At 56.2% G+C, this 17,925-nt stretch carries 13 protein-coding genes; 9 read left to right on the top strand and 4 right to left on the bottom strand.

Annotated elements, in window-relative coordinates:
- The first annotated feature begins 480 nt into the window (after positions 1-480).
- From sapA to NP77_RS11170, 7 genes are all read left to right on the top strand, one after another.
- The gene (gene sapA, locus NP77_RS11200; protein WP_039660160.1) at positions 481-2,106 is read left to right on the top strand and encodes an ABC transporter substrate-binding protein SapA; all 1,626 of its coding nucleotides are present in this window, start codon (positions 481-483) and stop codon (positions 2,104-2,106) included.
- The gene (sapB, locus tag NP77_RS11195) at positions 2,103-3,068 is read left to right on the top strand and encodes a putrescine export ABC transporter permease SapB (RefSeq protein WP_039660158.1); all 966 of its coding nucleotides are present in this window, start codon (positions 2,103-2,105) and stop codon (positions 3,066-3,068) included. Before sapA ends, sapB begins: the two co-directional genes overlap by 4 nt.
- Positions 3,055-3,945: a putrescine export ABC transporter permease SapC gene (gene sapC, locus NP77_RS11190; RefSeq protein ID WP_039660156.1), complete on the top strand. Its 891-nt coding sequence runs from the start codon at positions 3,055-3,057 to the stop codon at positions 3,943-3,945. Before sapB ends, sapC begins: the two co-directional genes overlap by 14 nt.
- A complete protein-coding gene (gene sapD / locus NP77_RS11185; protein ID WP_003853811.1) occupies positions 3,946-4,941 on the top strand; it encodes a putrescine export ABC transporter ATP-binding protein SapD in 996 nt (331 codons plus the stop codon).
- Between the two features lies 1 nt (position 4,942).
- Entirely contained in the window at positions 4,943-5,746 is an 804-nt protein-coding gene (gene sapF / locus NP77_RS11180) for a putrescine export ABC transporter ATP-binding protein SapF (RefSeq protein ID WP_003853814.1), read from the top strand.
- 141 nt (positions 5,747-5,887) lie between these two features.
- Positions 5,888-6,676 (top strand): enoyl-ACP reductase FabI, encoded by a 789-nt coding sequence (gene fabI, locus NP77_RS11175; protein WP_039660154.1) that lies wholly within the window; start codon positions 5,888-5,890, stop codon positions 6,674-6,676.
- Between the two features lie 217 nt (positions 6,677-6,893).
- The gene (locus tag NP77_RS11170; protein WP_039660152.1) at positions 6,894-8,006 is read left to right on the top strand and encodes an oxidoreductase; all 1,113 of its coding nucleotides are present in this window, start codon (positions 6,894-6,896) and stop codon (positions 8,004-8,006) included.
- A 5-nt stretch (positions 8,007-8,011) separates the two neighbouring features.
- On the opposite strand, the gene NP77_RS11165 is transcribed toward NP77_RS11170, so the two are convergent.
- The 4 genes from NP77_RS11165 to NP77_RS11150 form a co-directional block, all read right to left on the bottom strand.
- A complete protein-coding gene (locus NP77_RS11165; protein WP_033763007.1) occupies positions 8,012-8,908 on the bottom strand; it encodes a LysR family transcriptional regulator in 897 nt (298 codons plus the stop codon).
- A 187-nt stretch (positions 8,909-9,095) separates the two neighbouring features.
- Positions 9,096-9,824, bottom strand: a complete 729-nt coding sequence (locus tag NP77_RS11160) for a YoaK family protein (protein ID WP_039660150.1) — start codon at positions 9,822-9,824, stop codon at positions 9,096-9,098.
- 138 nt (positions 9,825-9,962) lie between these two features.
- Positions 9,963-11,507 (bottom strand): methyl-accepting chemotaxis protein, encoded by a 1,545-nt coding sequence (locus tag NP77_RS11155; RefSeq protein WP_003853826.1) that lies wholly within the window; start codon positions 11,505-11,507, stop codon positions 9,963-9,965.
- Positions 11,508-11,692: 185 nt separating this feature from the next.
- Entirely contained in the window at positions 11,693-13,279 is a 1,587-nt protein-coding gene (locus NP77_RS11150; RefSeq protein ID WP_039660147.1) for a PTS transporter subunit EIIC, read from the bottom strand.
- Positions 13,280-13,539: 260 nt separating this feature from the next.
- Between NP77_RS11150 and NP77_RS11145 the strand changes: the two genes are divergently transcribed.
- On the top strand, positions 13,540-15,843 hold the full coding sequence (locus NP77_RS11145; RefSeq protein WP_039660145.1) for an FdhF/YdeP family oxidoreductase: 2,304 nt from the start codon (positions 13,540-13,542) through the stop codon (positions 15,841-15,843).
- Between the two features lie 112 nt (positions 15,844-15,955).
- A complete protein-coding gene (locus NP77_RS11140) occupies positions 15,956-17,890 on the top strand; it encodes an exoribonuclease II (protein WP_039660144.1) in 1,935 nt (644 codons plus the stop codon).
- Positions 17,891-17,925: the final 35 nt, after the last annotated feature.

Below are 17,925 nucleotides of genomic sequence, written 5' to 3'. Positions count from 1 at the left end.
TGGGCAGAGGTTGTGCTTATAGTAACGGCGTTTCTGTAATAGTTAAGTCCGGTTTTAAGCCGGTCTTGCTCAGGTAAATGCCAGGCCATTACAGATATCATTCTGTTTTACTCTTTTTCCATCCCCATGCTTTCATGCAAAACCGCAATCAGTGCACCTGTTCAGTCAGCGGTGATCCTGCTCTTCAGAGCTATGCACCCGACAAAAAAAAGCCCGCCATGAGGCGGGCAACAATACTGGAAGCAATGTGAGCAATGTCGTGCTCTTCTTCGGCAGAGCCACCGTCGAAGTGCATATGAATAATAATCATTCCTATTATCATTTGTAAAGCACCCGTTGAGAATTTTTCTCATTACCACACCTTCTGTGCGCTCTTTTTCCTGATGCAGGATGAAAAACAGCCTGGTAGCCGCTGCAGGTTTTGGGACAATGCCCGCTTTGAGATACACTCTGCCTAATGCCTCAAAATCGTTGAGTTCTATGTCAAAACTACTATGTTCGCTGTTGCTCAGCCTCAGCGTGTTGAGTACCCCTGCGTGGTCAGCGCCTGCGGGTGATATCCGCCAGACCGGCTTTGTCTATTGCGTCAGCGGCACGCTGAATACCTTTAACCCGCAGATGGCCAGCAGCGGGCTGACTGTCGATACCCTGGCGGCACAACTTTATGACCGCCTGCTGGATGTTGATCCCTACACTTATCGTCTCAAACCCGATCTTGCGTCCAGCTGGGAAGTGCGCGACAACGGCGCAACGTATCGCTTTCATCTGCGGAGCGGCGTGCAGTTTCAGCAGACCAATCAGTTCCACCCTACCCGACCGCTGAACGCAGACGACGTTGTTTTCAGCTTCGAGCGGATGTTTGACCGTAATCACCCCTGGCATAACGTCAACGGCGGTAATTATCCCTATTTTGATAGCCTGCAATTTTCCGACTCAGTGCAGAGCGTGAAGAAAATCGACAGCAGGACGGTTGAGTTCAGACTCAACAGCCCGGATGCGTCGTTCCTGTGGCACATGGCGACCCACTATGCGCCGGTGCTGTCGAAGGAGTATGCCGACCAGCTGACGGCGCAGGGACGCCAGGAAGAGATGGACAGGCAACCCGTTGGCACCGGCCCTTATCTGCTCAGCGAATATCGCACCGGTCAGTACATCCGTCTGGCGCGCAATCCTCACTACTGGAAGGGTGTTCCGCGTCTGCAACAGGCGGTAATCGATCTGGGGTCTGGCGGTACCGGACGGCTCTCCAAACTGTTAACCGGCGAATGCGATGTACTGGCCTATCCAGCGGCCAGCCAGCTCAGCATTCTGCGCGATGATCCGCGCCTGCGGATGACCCTGCGTCCCGGCATGAATATCGCCTATCTGGCTTTTAATACCCGCAAGCCGCCGCTCGACCGTCCTGAAGTGCGTCACGCGCTGGCGCTGGCAATCAACAATGAGCGGCTGATGGAGTCGATTTATTACGGCACCGCCGAAACGGCTGCCTCCATATTACCGCGCGCGTCCTGGGCCTATGACAATGATGCGCGTATTACCAGCTATGATCCGGATAAATCCCGGGCCGCGCTGGCGGCATTGGGCATCAGCGATTTGCATCTGCGACTGGTGGTGCCAGTGGCATCGCAGTCCTGGAATCCCAGCCCGCTTAAAACCGCCGAATTGTTACAGGCAGATCTGGCACAGGTTGGTGTGCGGCTGACGATTGTACCGGTAGAAGGCCGTTTCCAGGAGGCGCAGCTGATGGCGATGAATCATGATCTGACGCTGTCAGGCTGGGCCACTGACAGTAACGATCCTGACAGCTTCTTCCGTCCTCTGCTCAGCTGTGCGGCGATTCGCTCACAGACCAATTACGCGCACTGGTGCTCGCCGGCCTTTGACGAAACACTGCAGAACGCCCTGTTATCACAACAACTTTCGGGCCGCATCGACAGCTATGACAAAGCGCAACAGATTCTGGCAAAGGAGTTACCGGTACTGCCGCTGGCATCCTCTCTGCGGCTCCAGGCGTTTCGTCATGATATCAAGGGGCTGGTGCTGAGTCCGTTTGGCAACGCCTCGTTTGCCGGGGTTTATCGTGAAGCTGATGAGGGGAGTAAATGATTATCTATATTTTGCGGCGCCTGCTACTGCTGCTCATCACCCTGTTTCTGCTGTCGCTGGTCAGCTTCAGCCTGAGCTATTTTACCCCTAATGCGCCGCTGGAAGGCGCTGCACTCTCGGACGCCTGGTGGTTCTGGTTTAAAGGGATGCTGCAGTTTGATTTCGGCGTCTCCAGCACTAACGGTCAGGAGATTGGTTTACAGCTGCGCGAGGTGTTCCCGGCCACCATGGAGCTCTGTATCCTGGCGTTTCTGTTTGCGCTGCTGGTGGGCATTCCGCTGGGAATCTGTGCCGGTGTGATGCGCAACAAATGGCAGGATAAAACCATCAGTGCGCTGGCGCTGATTGGCTTTTCTGCGCCGATCTTCTGGCTGGCGCTGATTCTGACGCTCTTTTTCTCGCTGACGTTGGGCTGGCTGCCGGTGTCAGGTCGCCACGATCTGCTTTATCCGGTTCAGAACGTCTCTGGTTTTGCGCTGATTGACGCCTGGCTGAGTCGTTCGCCGTGGCGACATGAGATGATTATTAGTGTCCTCTCGCACCTTATTTTGCCGGTGCTGGTGCTGGCGATGGCACCGACAACAGAGGTGATACGTCTGCTGCGCAACAGCACCAGCGACGTGATGGACAAAAATTATGTCAAAGCGGCCGCCACGCGCGGTCTTTCACGCTTTACCGTCATCCGCCGCCACGTGCTGCATAACGCCCTGCCGCCGGTGATCCCACGTCTTGGCTTGCAATTTTCCACCATGCTGACGCTGGCGATGATTACGGAGATGGTCTTTAACTGGCCGGGTCTTGGACGCTGGCTGATTAACGCGATTCGCCAGCAGGATTATGCGGCGATCTCAGCCGGTGTCATGGTTATTGGCGGACTGGTGATCCTGGTGAATGTGATTTCTGACATTATTGGCGCGGCCATGAATCCGCTGAAACATAAGGAATGGTATGCCGTCCGATAATATCTACGCCGAAAAACGCCTGCCCAGCGCATTTCGTCAAAGCTGGCATCATTTCTACGGCAACCCGATTTCAATGGTCGGACTGTATGGCTTTGGCGCACTATTATTGCTCTGCCTGTTTGGCGGTCTGATAGCACCCTACGGTATTGACCAGCAGTTCCTGGGCTATCAGCTGCTGCCGCCCTCCTGGTCACGCTATGGCGATGTCTCGTTCTTTCTCGGGACTGACGATCTGGGTCGCGACGTACTGAGCCGCCTGCTGAGTGGCGCAGGCCCCACAGTGGGTTCTGCGATTCTTGTGACGCTCTCCGCCACCCTCGGGGCGCTGGTGTTGGGCGTGCTGGCGGGCATGACGCACGGTATCCGCTCGGCCGTCATGAACCATGTCCTGGACACCCTGCTCTCGATTCCGTCGCTGTTGCTGGCGATTATCGTGGTGGCGTTTCTCGGGCCACGACTCGAACATGCGCTGCTGGCCGTCTGGCTGGCATTGATGCCACGTCTGGTCCGCGAAATATACAGCGCCGTGCATGATGAGCTGGAAAAGGAGTATGTGGTGGCTGCTCGCCTTGATGGCGCTCGCGGTCGCAACATTCTGCGCTATGCCATATTGCCCAATATTCTGCCGCTGCTGATTACCGAAATAACCCGCGCGCTGTCGATGGCCATTCTGGACATTGCCGCACTTGGCTTTCTCGACCTTGGCGCGCAGTTGCCTTCGCCGGAATGGGGCGCGATGCTCGGCGATTCACTGGAGCTGATCTACGTCGCACCCTGGACCGTTATGCTGCCCGGCGTGGCGCTGATGGTGAGCGTATTAATTGTTAACCTGCTCGGTGACGGCATCCGTCGCGCCGTCGAAGCGGGAGTGGAATAAATGCCGTTACTCGATATCCGTAATCTCACCATTGAATTTATGACCGCTGACGGGCCGGTCAAAGCCGTTGACCGCGTTAATCTGACGCTGGGCGAAGGCGAAGTCCGGGGACTGGTCGGAGAATCCGGCTCCGGCAAGAGTCTGGTCGCCAAAGCTATCTGCGGCGTCACCAACGATAACTGGCGTGTTACCGCTGACCGCATGGTGTTTGATGATGTGGACCTGCTACGCTTATCGCCGCGCGAGCGTCGTCGCATTATCGGACACAACGTCTCAATGATTTTTCAGGAGCCGCAATCCTGTCTGGATCCCTCAGAGAGCATTGGTCGCCAGTTGATGCAGGTGATCCCGCGCTGGACGTACAAAGGGCCATGGCTGAAACGCTTCTGGTTCTGGCGCAAAACCCGCGCTATCGAACTGCTGCATCGCGTCGGCATCAAAGATCACAAAGATATTATGCGCAGCTTCCCTTATGAGCTGACTGAAGGTGAGTGCCAGAAAGTGATGATCGCCATTGCGCTGGCTAACCAGCCGCGCCTGCTGATTGCGGATGAACCAACAAATGCCATGGAACCGACCACCCAGGCGCAGATTTTCCGCCTGCTGAGCCGTCTCAACCAGAATAACAACACCACTATTCTGCTGATCAGCCATGACCTGCGCACAATGAGTCAGTGGGCAGATCGAATCAACGTGATGTACTGCGGTCAGACGGTGGAAACCGCCCAGAGCGAAGATTTGATGAGTACGCCGCATCACCCTTATACCCAGGCGCTGATTCGGGCCATGCCCGATTTTGGGCGCGCCCTGCCGCACAAAAGCCGTCTTAATACCCTGTCGGGCGCGATTCCGTCGCTGGAGAGTTTACCGATTGGCTGTCGTCTGGGGCCTCGCTGTCCCTATGCCCAGCGTAAATGTATCGAAACGCCACGGCTCACCGGCAGCAAAACTCATCTCTACGCCTGTCATTTCCCGCTGAATATGGAGGGCCAGTAGCATGGAGACCCTGCTGGAAGTGCGCAACCTGAGCAAAACCTTTCGCTACCGTACGGGCCTGTTTCGCCGTCAGCACGTTGAAGCAGTGAAATCGGTAAGCTTTACCCTGCGTGAGAAACAGACGCTGGCGATTATCGGCGAAAACGGCTCGGGTAAATCCACCCTGGCGAAGATGCTCAGCGGCATGGTCGCCCCCACTGAAGGTGAGATTCTGATTGACGATCATCCGCTGACCTTCGGCGATTATGGCTATCGCAGTCAGCGCATACGCATGATTTTTCAGGATCCCTCAACCTCACTGAATCCGCGACAGCGCATCAGTCAGATCCTGGAGTTTCCATTGCGGCTCAATACCGAGCTGAATGCGGAGGAGCGCGAGAAACGCATCATTGCTACGCTACGTCAGGTTGGCTTACTGCGCGATCATGCCGGGTACTATCCTCACATGCTGGCGCCCGGTCAGAAACAGCGTCTGGGTCTGGCGCGTGCATTGATCCTCCAGCCTAAAGTCATTGTGGCCGACGAAGCGCTGGCCTCGCTGGATATGACTATGCGATCTCAGCTGGTGAATCTGATGCTGGAACTGCAGGAGAAGCACGGGATCGCCTACATTTATGTCACGCAGCATCTGGGCATGATGAAGCACATCAGCGATAAAGTGCTGGTGATGCATCAGGGCGAAGTGGTCGAGCGCGGCGGCACGGCGGACGTGCTGGCCTCCCCGCTGCATGATCTGACACGACGGCTGATCAGCAGCCACTTTGGCGAAGCACTGAGTGCCGAAGCCTGGCGGCGTGAGCGCTGATTTTTGCTGCATATCGCGGAAATTGCGGGGCGATTTACCTGATTTATGAGAGACGTGCTAGAATCCGCACGTCGATTAACGTCGGTCGCTTACTTTTTAATCATGCGGCCGCCAACTACAATGACCATAAGGATTACAGCTATGGGTTTTCTTTCCGGTAAGCGCATTCTGATTACTGGCGTTGCCAGTAAACTTTCCATCGCCTACGGTATTGCACAGGCGATGCACAAACAGGGCGCAGAACTGGCTTTCACCTACCAGAACGACAAGTTAAAAGGTCGTGTGGAAGAGTTTGCCAAAGAGTTGGGTTCAGACATCGTGCTGCCATGTGACGTAGCTGAAGATGAGAGCATCAAATTTCTGTTCACTGAACTGGCAAAAACCTGGCCAAAATTTGACGGTTTCGTTCACTCTATCGGTTTCGCGCCTGGCGACCAGCTGGTAGGCGACTACGTGAACGCCGTGACTCGTGAAGGCTTTAAAATCGCGCATGATATCAGTGCTTACAGCTTCGTCGCGATGGCCAAAGAGTGCCGCGAGATGCTGAATCCACAGTCTGCGCTGCTGACCCTCTCATACCTGGGTGCTGAGCGCGCAATCCCGAACTACAACGTGATGGGTCTGGCGAAAGCGTCGCTGGAAGCTAACGTGCGTTATATGGCGAACGCCATGGGGCCGGAAGGCGTGCGTGTTAACGCCGTTTCTGCGGGTCCAATCCGCACCCTGGCAGCTTCAGGCATCAAAGATTTCCGTAAGATGCTGGCGCATTGCGAAGCGGTCACCCCGATTCGCCGTACTGTCACCATTGAAGATGTCGGCAACTCAGCAGCATTCCTCTGCTCTGATCTGGCTGGCGGCATCACCGGTGAAGTGGTACACGTTGATGGCGGCTTTAGCATCGCTGCAATGAACGAGCTGGAACTGAAATAAGTTCTGCAAGGGCGAGCCTGGCTCGCCCTTCTCTTTATCCCCGCCTCGCTCTTCCTGCCTGATTTCACTCCCGTTATACCGTAACGCTATTAATTATCACCGATCATTCTTTTGCCCCGGCCTGCCCATCAGCGACGATAAGCCTGACCTTCGGTTTATGCACATTTTCAGATTTTGCCGCCTGCATGCCGAACCCGATTTTGCAAAAGGATTGATCATGGAACAACGCCGCTATCCGGGCCATAACCACTGGTTTTATGAAAGCCAGACCAGTCCACGTATTGCTCAGGCCGCACCGCTGGTGCCAGAGGCTGCCCACATTGATGACCGTTTTCTGCTGGGATGCTACGCCGATAACACCGTAGTGCAGTCACTGCTGAGCACGCATCAGCCGGCCCTGCTGGCCGCGCGCGATCTGGCACAACTGCTTTTTCCTGATCGCGTTAACAACTCACTCACCCATACACTAACGCTCTACGATCGCCTCAGCACTGCGCTAACCGTCGCGCAGGTCGCGGGCGTGCAGCGGTTGTGTAATCACTACTCTGCCCGATTAAATCCATTGCCCGGGCCCGACTCCTCACGCGAGAGTAATAATCGCCTGACCCAGATCACACAGTATGCCCGCCAGCTGGCGATGCAGCCTGAGCTCATCAACGCGAGCGCGATCACCGCCCTCGATGCGGTCGGCCTGACTGAACCCGATATTGTCACGCTGAATCAGGTGATCGGGTTTGTCAGTTACCAGGCACGCGTGGTTGCCGGATTGCAGGCGCTGCAGGGTCAGCCGGTACGCTGGCTGCCGGGCAGCTCCCTGCCCCCTGATGCTGATTCCACCGGTTTTGACCAGCCTGCCCGCTGGCAGCCCGTGCTGAAACCGCTGGAGTTGCGCTATGCCAGTGCTGAGCAGCTCGCTGCCGTTACCCGCTGTCAGTCTCTGCCCGGCATGCAGGAGGCGGTATGGCTGCTGGCCCATGATCCCTCGGCGCTCTATGGCTGGGCGCAGCTGTGTCAGCATCTTTCTCAGGAGGATACGCTGGCCGAGGCAACCGCCGCGCGTATTCTGGGCAGTCGCTGGGCGTTCCGGCTGCTGGACGGGAACGACATCCTGATTGAGGGTGTGGAGGAGACGGCTTCAAAAGGTGAAGAACAGCTGATTATTGCGCTGTCGGTACAGCTGACCCGGTCACCTGAGCGATTCAGCGCCGCCCACCTGCAACCGCTGATGGAGGCAGGCTGGGAGGCTGAAGCGTTGTTCGCGCTAATACAGCGTGTTGCGCTAGGCAACTGGAACAGCCGCCTGTTTTACGCGCTGGGCGAGGCGAAGTAACTGCGTTATACCGGCAGCAGACCACGCGCTTCGTCGAAAAAGTGCTGTGCCAGCGGTGTGGCACGGCCAGGTTCGGCTATCACCAGTGCCGCCTGACGTGCCATCGGCGGCAGCGTAATGGCGCGCTGCTGCAGTCCCTGCAGTGAAGCGGGCAGCAGGTGACCAACCGGCGACACCAGCAACCCCAGCCCGACCTGCGCACACTGCATCAGTTGCATAATAGAGGCACTCTCAACGATCACTCGCGGCACCAGTGCCGCCTCGCGAAACGCCATATCAATGTAGCGGCGGAAATAGCGCGTGGGCTCCGCCAGACAAAGTGGCTGTTGAGCCAGTTCATCCAGCGTCAGCGGGGTTTCCCCCACCAGCTCGGGGAAATGGTCGGGATGGAATACAGCTTCAGCGCCCCGGTCTGCCAGCATCTCGGTCTGAAAATGGAGTTCCCGTAGCGTCGCCATCTCAAAAAAACCGATACCGACATCCACGGTGTGGCTATTGAGCGCTTCCAGCAGCTGATCAGCACTCAGCACCGCAATGCGGTAATCAAGCTGAGGATAACGCGCCTGCACCGCTTTCAGCAGCAACGGCAGCGCCATGCTGCACTGCGGCACCACGCCAACCCGCAGCGTGCCGTTTACCCCATGTTTCAGTGATTCAACTTCCAGCTTCAGCCCCTGATACACCGACACGATTTCCCGCGCCCAGGCCAGCACGCGATCGCCCTCTGGCGTAAATCCGGCAAAGTTATTGCTGCGGTTAATCAGCGGCAGGCCCAGCTCGCGCTCCAGGTTTTTCAGGCGCATTGAGAGGGTTGGCTGTGTAACAAAACTGGCTTCCGCGGCCCGCCCGAAATGGCGTTCACGCTCCAGATTACATAGGTAGATCAGTTGTTTAATGTCGATGTTATTTATCCATCTGCAGGTTAAAGCGTGTTTTCGTCACTGTCTCGCTGTCAGAGTCAACCCGAGTTAAGAGTGAGATGTTACCCTGCTTAACCATGGCGGTTTTAACCGCACGGTTCATTGGCGCAAGGGGAACGATGAATCAGCAACCGATGTGCCCTGAAAAAGCGGCAGAGCGTATGCCCCTCTACATCTTCACGACCGCTGTTTTCGCGGGTTTAGTGAATATGGCATTCAGCGCCAGACAGATTAAGCCGAACCCCACCGGTAGCAAAAAATCGTAGCCTAGCACCCGGTAAAGCCCGATTCCGGCTATTCCTCCTGCGAGGAAAGCCAGCAATGTCAGCGTGTGTAGTCGCAGCCGGTCCAGATAAAGCGGCGCATCTTTCGGCGAGGTTTTACGCCGCAGCACCTCAAACAGCATCGCCATTTCAATGCCGATGTCGGTCGCTGTGCCAGAAATATGGGTTGTACGAACACGTGCATTAGAGATCCGCGTAACAACCGCATTTTGCAACCCCATCAGGAAGCTCAGGCTCATGATTAACACCACGCCAGGTGACAGCGGCGGAAAGTGATTCTCGATCACGCCCAGCGCAATCAGCGCGGTGCCCTCCAGCAGGATGACAAACGCATAGATAGTGCGGATGTTTCTGCGGTGCCCGGCATTAATGACGAGGGTCGAAAACAGGGAACCGACAATAAATAACAGGACGATCGACAGAAAAAACAGGCCGGGCCCCAGATTCGCTTTTGCCAGATGATCGGACAACAGCGAGACATTCCCTGTCATGTTGGCTGAAAAAAAACCGACGATCTCAAAGGCTGCGGTATTCAGCGCGCCTGCAGCAGCGGCAAGCGTGCAGGCGAGTCGGGTATCGGCGCTATTGCTGCGGCCATGGGTGCTGGTTAGCATGACGACCCTGTGTTCAATGGAAAGCCTTATAATCCGCCGAATCTCTGCCCGCGACAAGGCGCTGCGTCAAACTCGCGCCTCTCTGCCATGCTTTGCTTAGCACGCTGCGCTGCATACACTCAGCGCAGAGTGGGCTGATTAATGCGTTGCCAGCCGGAAGGTGGAGACCGACTGCGTCAGGTACTGCACCTGCTCTTCCAGCGAGGCAGAGGCCGCCGCAGACTCCTGCACCAGCGCCGAGTTCTGCTGAGTAACGCTATCCATCTCGGTGACGGCCTGCTCAATCTGACCGATGCCGCGACTCTGTTCATCAGAGGCCGTGGAGATATGCTCCATCAGCAGATTGACGCGGCTGACCGAGGAGATAATCGCGCTCATGGCATCACCGGTCCGGCTGACCTGATCAGAACCGGCATGAATGATCGAAACCGATTCGGCAATCAGCCCTTCAATCTCTTTGGCAGCGGTGGCGCTGCGCTGGGCAAGATTACGCACTTCCCCTGCCACTACCGCAAAGCCACGTCCCTGCTCACCTGCACGGGCGGCTTCAACGGCTGCGTTCAGCGCCAGAATATTGGTCTGGAAAGCGATGCTGTCGATAACGGTCGTGATCTCTTCAATCTTCTTCGAGCTGGCATTAATCAACGCCATTGATGTCACCACTTCCTGCGAGACTTTTTCACCGCTCTCCGCATTCTTCACCGCTTCACTGGTCAGACGGCAGGCTTCAAAGACGTTTTCGGTATTCTGTTTCACCGTGGCGCCCAGTTGCTCCATGCTGGCCGCCGTTTCAGTCAGTGCGGCGGCCTGCTGTTCGGTACGCGAGGCAAGATCGATGTTACCCGCTGCAATCTCCTGCGAGGCGGTGGAAACGGAGCGGGTTGAATCACGCACCTGCAGAATAATGGTGGTCAGCGCACTGCGCATCTGCTCCAGTGAGCCCATCAGCAGCTGAATTTCGCTGCGTGAACCTGACCTGGCCGGTACCGTGGTATCCAGCACACCCGCCGCAATCAGTTTGCAGTGTTCCTGCGCGTCATTAAGCGGTGAAAGTACGTAGCGCTTCATGAAGATGTAAATGGCAATAATAATGGCAAAAAACAGGACGCCAAACAGCCCAAGCAGCGTAATGCCGGCGGTGAAGTGACTCTGGGCATCGCTGTTCAGCTTTTTAGCATACGTTTCATGCTGGGCCAGCACCCGATCCAGAATGATTTCGTACTGGCGATCAAGGCGAACCACGTTAGGGATCTGACTTTTAAAGCGCACCTGATCATGCGCCTCAGCGGCATCAATTAAGGGTTGTAGTCCCTGCTGACGATAGGCCAGATAAGCCTGACTATAGGCGTCAGCTTCGGCTTCTTCGCCCGGCAGACGCGGCGCATTCATGTAGGCCTGAAATGCGGCATCCGCTTTACCGGCTACGGTCCGCACACTGTCCAGCGTGGCGGGATTGTTTGCGTCGCTGCCCTCAATCTCCTTCATATATTCCATCAGACGGACACGCAGCGTTCGGCTGTGGTTGATCGGGTCAATCACTGAGAGCACCACACGGATCTCTTTGTTAACCGCATTCAGGGAGTGATTGCTCTGAATCAGGAGCCAGGTACTGATTGCCACGCTGGTCAGAAACAAGGCCAGCAGGAAGGAAAATATCATCAGGGAAGATTTTTTTAACGACATTGCGGTGTTCCAGTAATGAGGGGATTAATCGCTATATCGGCAAAAAGAGGTGCCCCATTAGGGTAATGGATTTTTTTAGTTACAATAGGCGGGTGGGCAGTGATCAGTGTCTCCACCAGGAACGGTGCAAACCGCCCGCTGCACCGGGCGGATAACGTGATGCTCACGCCTGAAATGGGCTGGGGTTATGCAACACCCAACGCCATTTTCACCTCATTTGCGATCTTCTCAACCTGCGGGCCATAGATCACCTGAATATCGTGCTCGCTGACACGATTAACACCGTTCGCACCGGTGCTCATCAGCGTCTGATCGACCACCTGATTCATCTCTTTAACCCGAACCCGCAGACGGGTAAAGCAGCAATCGACATCCTCAATGTTGGCCTGCCCACCCAGTCCGCTAATAATCACCTGCGTGCGTTCATCCGCGGTCACCTGTTGCGGTTTTTCATCCTCCGACTCCCGGCCCGGTGTTTCCACATTCATTCGGGTAATCACCAGCCGGAAAGCGTAGTAGTAGATCGGCGCATAGATTACGCCCAGCGCCAGCGTCCACCACCAGTGGGTTTTCGCCCCGCCCAGCATGCCGAACACCACCAGGTCGATGACGCCGCCCTGCACGTTGCCGATCATCAGATGCAGCATCGACATCAGCATAAACGACAGGCCGGTCAGGAAAGCATGCAGCAGGTAGAGCACTGGCGAGACAAAGATAAAGCAGAACTCCAGCGGTTCCGTAATGCCGGTGGTGAAAGAAGTCAGTGCACCCGCCATCACCAGCGCTTTGACCCGCTGTTTATGTTCAGGCCGCGCGGTGTGATAGATCGCCAACGCCGCCGCGGGCAGGCCAAACATCATGACCGGAATCTTGCCCTGCGCCAGAAACTGCGTGGCGGTGCGCAACGTCTCATCGGGGATCGACCCCGGAAGGGTCAGCGAGGCGTTGAAAATGTTCAGCGCGCCGACAACCGTCTGGCCATCGACCACGGCCATGCCGCCAATGGGTGTAAAGCGCACGGTTTCATTGAGAATATGATGCAGGCCGGTGGGGATCAGGATGCGCTCAAAAGCCCCCAACAGAAAAGCACCATACTGGCCGCTTTTACCAATCATCTGTCCAATCCAGGCGATGCCATTGCCAATGGTCGGCCAGATCAGCGCCAGTAACACGCCAATCAGCGGCAGACAGACCACGGTAATGATCGGCACAAAACGCCGTCCGCCAAAAAAGCTGATCGCCGTGGGCAGTTGCTGCGTGTAAAAACGATTGTGCAGCGCCACCGTGATCAGTCCGGCAATGACCCCACCCAGCACGCTCATGTTGTAAGTGAAGACACCCAGCATGTTGATGTACTCCGCCGAGGTCATCATGGCGGTGGTCTGATCCATTCCCGCCTGCTGCAGGGCTGCCGGTGTGGTCGTCGCCGCCGTAATCCCTTTCGCCGCCAGCGTGGCGCTGATGCCGACATTCATCACGATGTAGCCAATCACTGCGGCAAAGGCGGCCGTGGGTTTTTCTGCTTTTGCCAGACCGATGGCACTTGCTACCGCAAAGAAGACGGGCAGATTAGCAAAGAGCGCGCCCGCCACTTTGCGAATAAAGCCAATGATTATCTGGGGCACCTGCATCTGCGCAAAAGCATCGCCGGTCACCGCAGGGTTCTGCATCGCTGCCGCCAGACCGAGAAAAATACCGGCGGCCGCGATGACTGAGATGGGCATCATCAACGCTTTGCCAAACGCATGGATCTGGCTGGTCAGCTGTTTCATGGCGTCACGCTCTCTCTGATAGTGAACAGCAAGTATTAGCCTGTTGTGAGGAGAACTCCCGTTATCAGCCGGTTTAAGGCGGGTAAAATCTGAGCACCATCACATTTCAGGCCTGTGCACGATAAACGCCAGCTATCGCACCATTATGTCAATCAATTAGACAAGGTATAACGATAGCTGCAGACTTCCTTTCACCATCAGGCTATAACCTGATAACAAACACCAAACAATAATGCCTACTATAAAAGCCTGCACTCACTATGAAATTTAAACGCCAAATCAAACCCTATCGCGCGGCTGCGGGCGGCTGGGGTTCTCTGGAAGCCACCACGCGTTTCGTGCTTGACAGCAAAGCGGCCCTGAAAAATATGCGCAACCTGATGCGCATGAATAAAGCACGCGGTTTTGACTGTCCGGGCTGCGCCTGGGGTGATGACAACAAAAGTACCTTCAGCTTCTGCGAAAACGGGGCCAAAGCGGTCACCTGGGAAGCGACGCGCCGCATGGTCGACACCGACTTTTTTGCTAAACACAGCGTAACCACGCTCTATACCCAGAGTGATTACTTCTTGGAGTATCAGGGGCGTCTGACTCATCCGCTGCGCTATAACGCGGAAACTGACCACTATGAGCCGATCAGCTGGGAAGATGCGTTTGCGCTGATCGCGCAGCACATCAAGGCGATGGATCATCCGAATCAGATGGAGCTTTACACCTCCGGTCGCGCCAGCAACGAAGCCTCCTGGCTCTATCAGCTGTTTGGTCGCCTGATGGGAACCAATAACTTCCCTGACTGCTCGAATATGTGCCACGAAGCCAGCGGCACCGGTCTGAAGCGCAGTATTGGCGTCGGTAAAGGCACGATTCGTCTGGATGATTTCGATCACGCCGATGCGATTTTCGTCTTCGGTCAGAATCCCGGCACCAACCATCCGCGTATGCTGCACAGCCTGCGTCATGCTGCCGATCATGGTGCGAAAATCGTCACCTTTAATACCCTGCGCGAGCGCGGTCTGGAACGTTTTGCAGATCCGCAGAAGCCGCTGGAAGTCGTCACCTCAAAAGCGGGTAACATCAGCTCGTCTTATTATCAGCCCAATCTGGGTGGTGATATGGCGGCGGTGCGCGGCATGGTGAAATCCCTGCTGGAGACCCATCGCGCGCGTCTGGCAGCCGGTGAAAGTGGCCTGTTTGACCAGACCTTTATCAATGCTAAAACCAATGGCATTGAGGCCTATCTGGATGCGGTGGATAACACCAGCTGGATGCAGATTGTGGCGCAGTCTGGCCTGACGCAGGCGCAGATCCGTGAAGCGGCGGCGATTTACCAGAGCGCTGACCGGGTGATTTGTACCTGGGCAATGGGCATCACCCAGCACAAACACTCGGTAGACACGGTTCGCGAAATCACCAACCTGCAGTTGCTGTTTGGTCAACTGGGCAAAAAAGGCGCAGGCCTCTGCCCGGTTCGCGGTCACAGCAACGTGCAGGGTAACCGCACCATGGGGATTGATGAGAAACCGGCTAAAGCGTTCCTGGACGCGCTGGGTAATCATTTCAATTTCGAGCCACCGCGTGCCGCGGGCCATAACACCGTTGAAGCGCTGAACGCGATGCTGCGTGATGAAGTCAAAGTGCTGATCGCGCTGGGTGGCAACCTGGCTGCGGCTGCACCAGATTCACCGCGCACCGAAGAAGCGATGTCACGCTGTGGTCTGACTGTGCATATCAGTACCAAACTGAATCGCAGCCATCTGGTGCCGGGTCATGAAGGGCTGATTCTGCCGACGCTGGGCCGCACCGAACGCGATCTGCAGGCGACCGGCAATCAGTTTATTACCGTGGAAGACTCCTTTAGCATGGTGCACGCCTCTGAAGGGATTGGTATTCCGCTGGCGGAAACACAGCGTTCTGAGACCTGGATTGTTGCCGGTATCGCGCAGGCGGTGCTGGGTGATGAGAAAGTGAAATGGCGCGAGCTGGCCGGTGATTACAACCTGATTCGTGAGCATATCGCGGCAACGATTCCGGGCTTTGCCGACTTCAATGCGAAATGTGATATCCCCGGCGGTTTCTACCTGGGTAATGCCGCTGCCGAGTTGCGCTTCAATACGCCGAGCCAGAAAGCAGAGTTCAATGCCGCGGCGCTGCCGACCTCGCTGTTCCCGAATCTGGATCAAGAGGTCCCTTTCACTCTTCAGACGCTGCGTTCACATGACCAGTACAACACCACGATTTACGGCCTTGATGACCGTTACCGTGGCGTGTTTGGTCAGCGCGAAGTGGTGTTCATCAACCCGGATGATATGACAGACCTTGGTTTCACCGAAGGTCAGAATGTCGATATCGAGACACTCTGGAATGATGGCATTACCCGTCGCGTCAGCGGCTTCAAACTGGTTCCCTATAATATTCCGCGCGGTAATCTGGCGGCTTATTACCCGGAAACCAACCCGCTGGTGCCGCTGAACAGCTTTGGTGATGGCAGTGGCACACCGACCTCTAAGTCGGTGCCGGTGAAGCTGGAACTGTCAGCGGCACTGCCTGAACAGCGCATTGCCTGACCTCCCTTTCACTCCTCTCTGAAAAGCCGGTTCGTCCGGCTTTTTGCCTTGCCGCGCGCCGCCGAATCGCGTAAAACTGTCAGCCGCAATCAGGCCACGAAACGTAAAAATTATGTTCCAGGATAACCCGCTGCTCGCGCAGCTGAAACAGAAGCTCCATTCGCAAACGCCTCGAGCTGAAGGCGTCGTTAAAGGCACCGAAAAAGGCTTCGGCTTTCTGGAAGTCGATGCGCAGAAAAGTTACTTCATTCCGCCCCCGCAGATGAAGAAAGTGATGCATGGCGACCGTATTACCGCTGTGATCCATAGCGAGAAAGATCGCGAAAGCGCTGAGCCGGAAACGCTGGTTGAGCCGTTCCTGACCCGCTTTGTTGGTCGGGTGCAGAAGAAAGACGAGCGCCTGTCGATTGTGCCGGACCATCCCCTGCTGAAAGATGCGATTCAGTGTCGCCCCGCACGCGATGTCAGCCATGAGTTTGAGAATGGCGACTGGGCAGTAGCAGAAATGCGTCGCCATCCGTTAAAAGGCGATCGCGGCTTCTATGCCGAACTTACCGATTTTATTGTCAAAGCTGATGATCATCTTGCTCCGTGGTGGGTGACGCTGTCGCGTCACAACCTTGAGCGTGAAGCACCTGATGTCAGCTTTGGCGAGATGATGGATGAAAACCTGACGCGTGAAGATCTGACCGCGCTGGATTTCGTCACCATCGACAGCGCCAGCACCCAGGATATGGATGATGCGCTCTATGCAGAAGCACAGGACGACGGCACCCTGCGTCTGACTATCGCTATCGCCGATCCGACCGCCTATGTGGCAGAGGGCAGTCAGCTTGATAAGCTGGCGGCACAGCGTGCGTTTACCAACTACCTGCCGGGCTTTAATATCCCGATGCTGCCGCGCGAACTCTCTGATGATGTCTGCTCGCTGCGTCCGAATGTGCGTCGTCCGGCGCTGGCCTGCCGCGTCACGGTAGCTGCCGATGGCACCCTGGGTGATGACGTCGAGTTCTTTGCGGCCTGGATCGAGTCTAAAGCCAAGCTGGCTTATGACGATGTCTCTGACTGGCTGGAAAACAGCGGCACCTGGCAGCCAGAAAGCGAGGCGATTGCTGAACAGATTCGTTTGTTGCACCGCCTTTGCCTGGCGCGCAGCGAGTGGCGTCAGACCCACGCGCTGGTGTTTAAGGACCGCCCGGATTACCGCTTCCTGCTCGGTGATAAAGGCGAAGTGCTGGAAATTGTGGCTGAACCTCGCCGCATCGCTAACCGTATCGTTGAAGAGTCCATGATTCTGGCCAACGTCTGCGCGGCAAAAGTGCTGCGTGATCGTCTGGGCTTTGGTATTTACAACGTGCATGCCGGTTTCGATGCCACCAATGCTGAACAGGCTGCGGCGGTACTGGCGAATCATGGTATTAACGTGGATGCACAGGCGATCACCACACTGGAAGGTTTCCGTGTGCTGCGTCGTGAGCTGGACGCCCTGCCGACCCAGTTTCTTGATAGCCGTATCCGTCGTTTCCAGACTTTCGCTGAGATCAGCACCGAGCCCGGCCCGCACTTCGGTCTGGGTCTGGAGGCTTACGCCACCTGGACCTCACCGATTCGTAAGTTCGGCGACATGATCAACCATCGTCTGCTTAAAGCAATTATTCGCGGTGAGTCGATCGCACGTCCGGATGATGCGGTGACGGTAACGATGAGTGAACGCCGTCGCCTGAACCGGATGGCGGAACGTGACGTTGGTGACTGGCTCTACGCCCGTTATCTTGCACCCTTTGCGGCTACCGATCGTCGTTTCAGCGCCGAGATTATCGACGTGTCGCGTGGCGGCATGCGTGTTCGCCTGGTCGAGTTTGGTGCGGTTGCCTTTATCCCGGCACCGTTCATTCACGCGGTGCGTGATGAGCTGGTCTTAAGTCAGGAGAATGGCAGCGTACAGATCAAAGGTGACGTGGTTTACCGTGTGACCGACGTGATTGATGTCACCATCGCCGAAGTCCGCATGGAAACTCGCAGCGTCGTGGCCCGGCCCGCCGTCTGAATGTCGCGTATTTAAGCGCTGACACAAGCGGGATA

This window comes from Pantoea sp. MBLJ3, assembly GCF_000816655.1.
In the GTDB taxonomy this organism is placed as follows: domain Bacteria; phylum Pseudomonadota; class Gammaproteobacteria; order Enterobacterales; family Enterobacteriaceae; genus Pantoea; species Pantoea eucalypti.
The sequence above is the reverse complement of the archived record's forward strand: the minus strand, read 5'-3'. Positions and strand labels throughout refer to the sequence as shown.

Bases quoted from the DNA above. Each gene is read 5' to 3' on its own strand.
- sapA (WP_039660160.1), top strand. From the start codon at position 481: ATGTCAAAACTACTATGTTCGCTGTTGCTCAGCCTCAGCGTGTTGAGT.
- sapB (WP_039660158.1), top strand. From the start codon at position 2,103: ATGATTATCTATATTTTGCGGCGCCTGCTACTGCTGCTCATCACCCTG.
- sapC (WP_039660156.1), top strand. From the start codon at position 3,055: ATGCCGTCCGATAATATCTACGCCGAAAAACGCCTGCCCAGCGCATTT.
- sapD (WP_003853811.1), top strand. From the start codon at position 3,946: ATGCCGTTACTCGATATCCGTAATCTCACCATTGAATTTATGACCGCT.
- sapF (WP_003853814.1), top strand. From the start codon at position 4,943: ATGGAGACCCTGCTGGAAGTGCGCAACCTGAGCAAAACCTTTCGCTAC.
- fabI (WP_039660154.1), top strand. From the start codon at position 5,888: ATGGGTTTTCTTTCCGGTAAGCGCATTCTGATTACTGGCGTTGCCAGT.
- NP77_RS11170 (WP_039660152.1), top strand. From the start codon at position 6,894: ATGGAACAACGCCGCTATCCGGGCCATAACCACTGGTTTTATGAAAGC.
- NP77_RS11160 (WP_039660150.1), bottom strand. From the start codon at position 9,824: ATGCTAACCAGCACCCATGGCCGCAGCAATAGCGCCGATACCCGACTC.
- NP77_RS11155 (WP_003853826.1), bottom strand. From the start codon at position 11,507: ATGTCGTTAAAAAAATCTTCCCTGATGATATTTTCCTTCCTGCTGGCC.
- NP77_RS11150 (WP_039660147.1), bottom strand. From the start codon at position 13,279: ATGAAACAGCTGACCAGCCAGATCCATGCGTTTGGCAAAGCGTTGATG.
- NP77_RS11145 (WP_039660145.1), top strand. From the start codon at position 13,540: ATGAAATTTAAACGCCAAATCAAACCCTATCGCGCGGCTGCGGGCGGC.
- NP77_RS11140 (WP_039660144.1), top strand. From the start codon at position 15,956: ATGTTCCAGGATAACCCGCTGCTCGCGCAGCTGAAACAGAAGCTCCAT.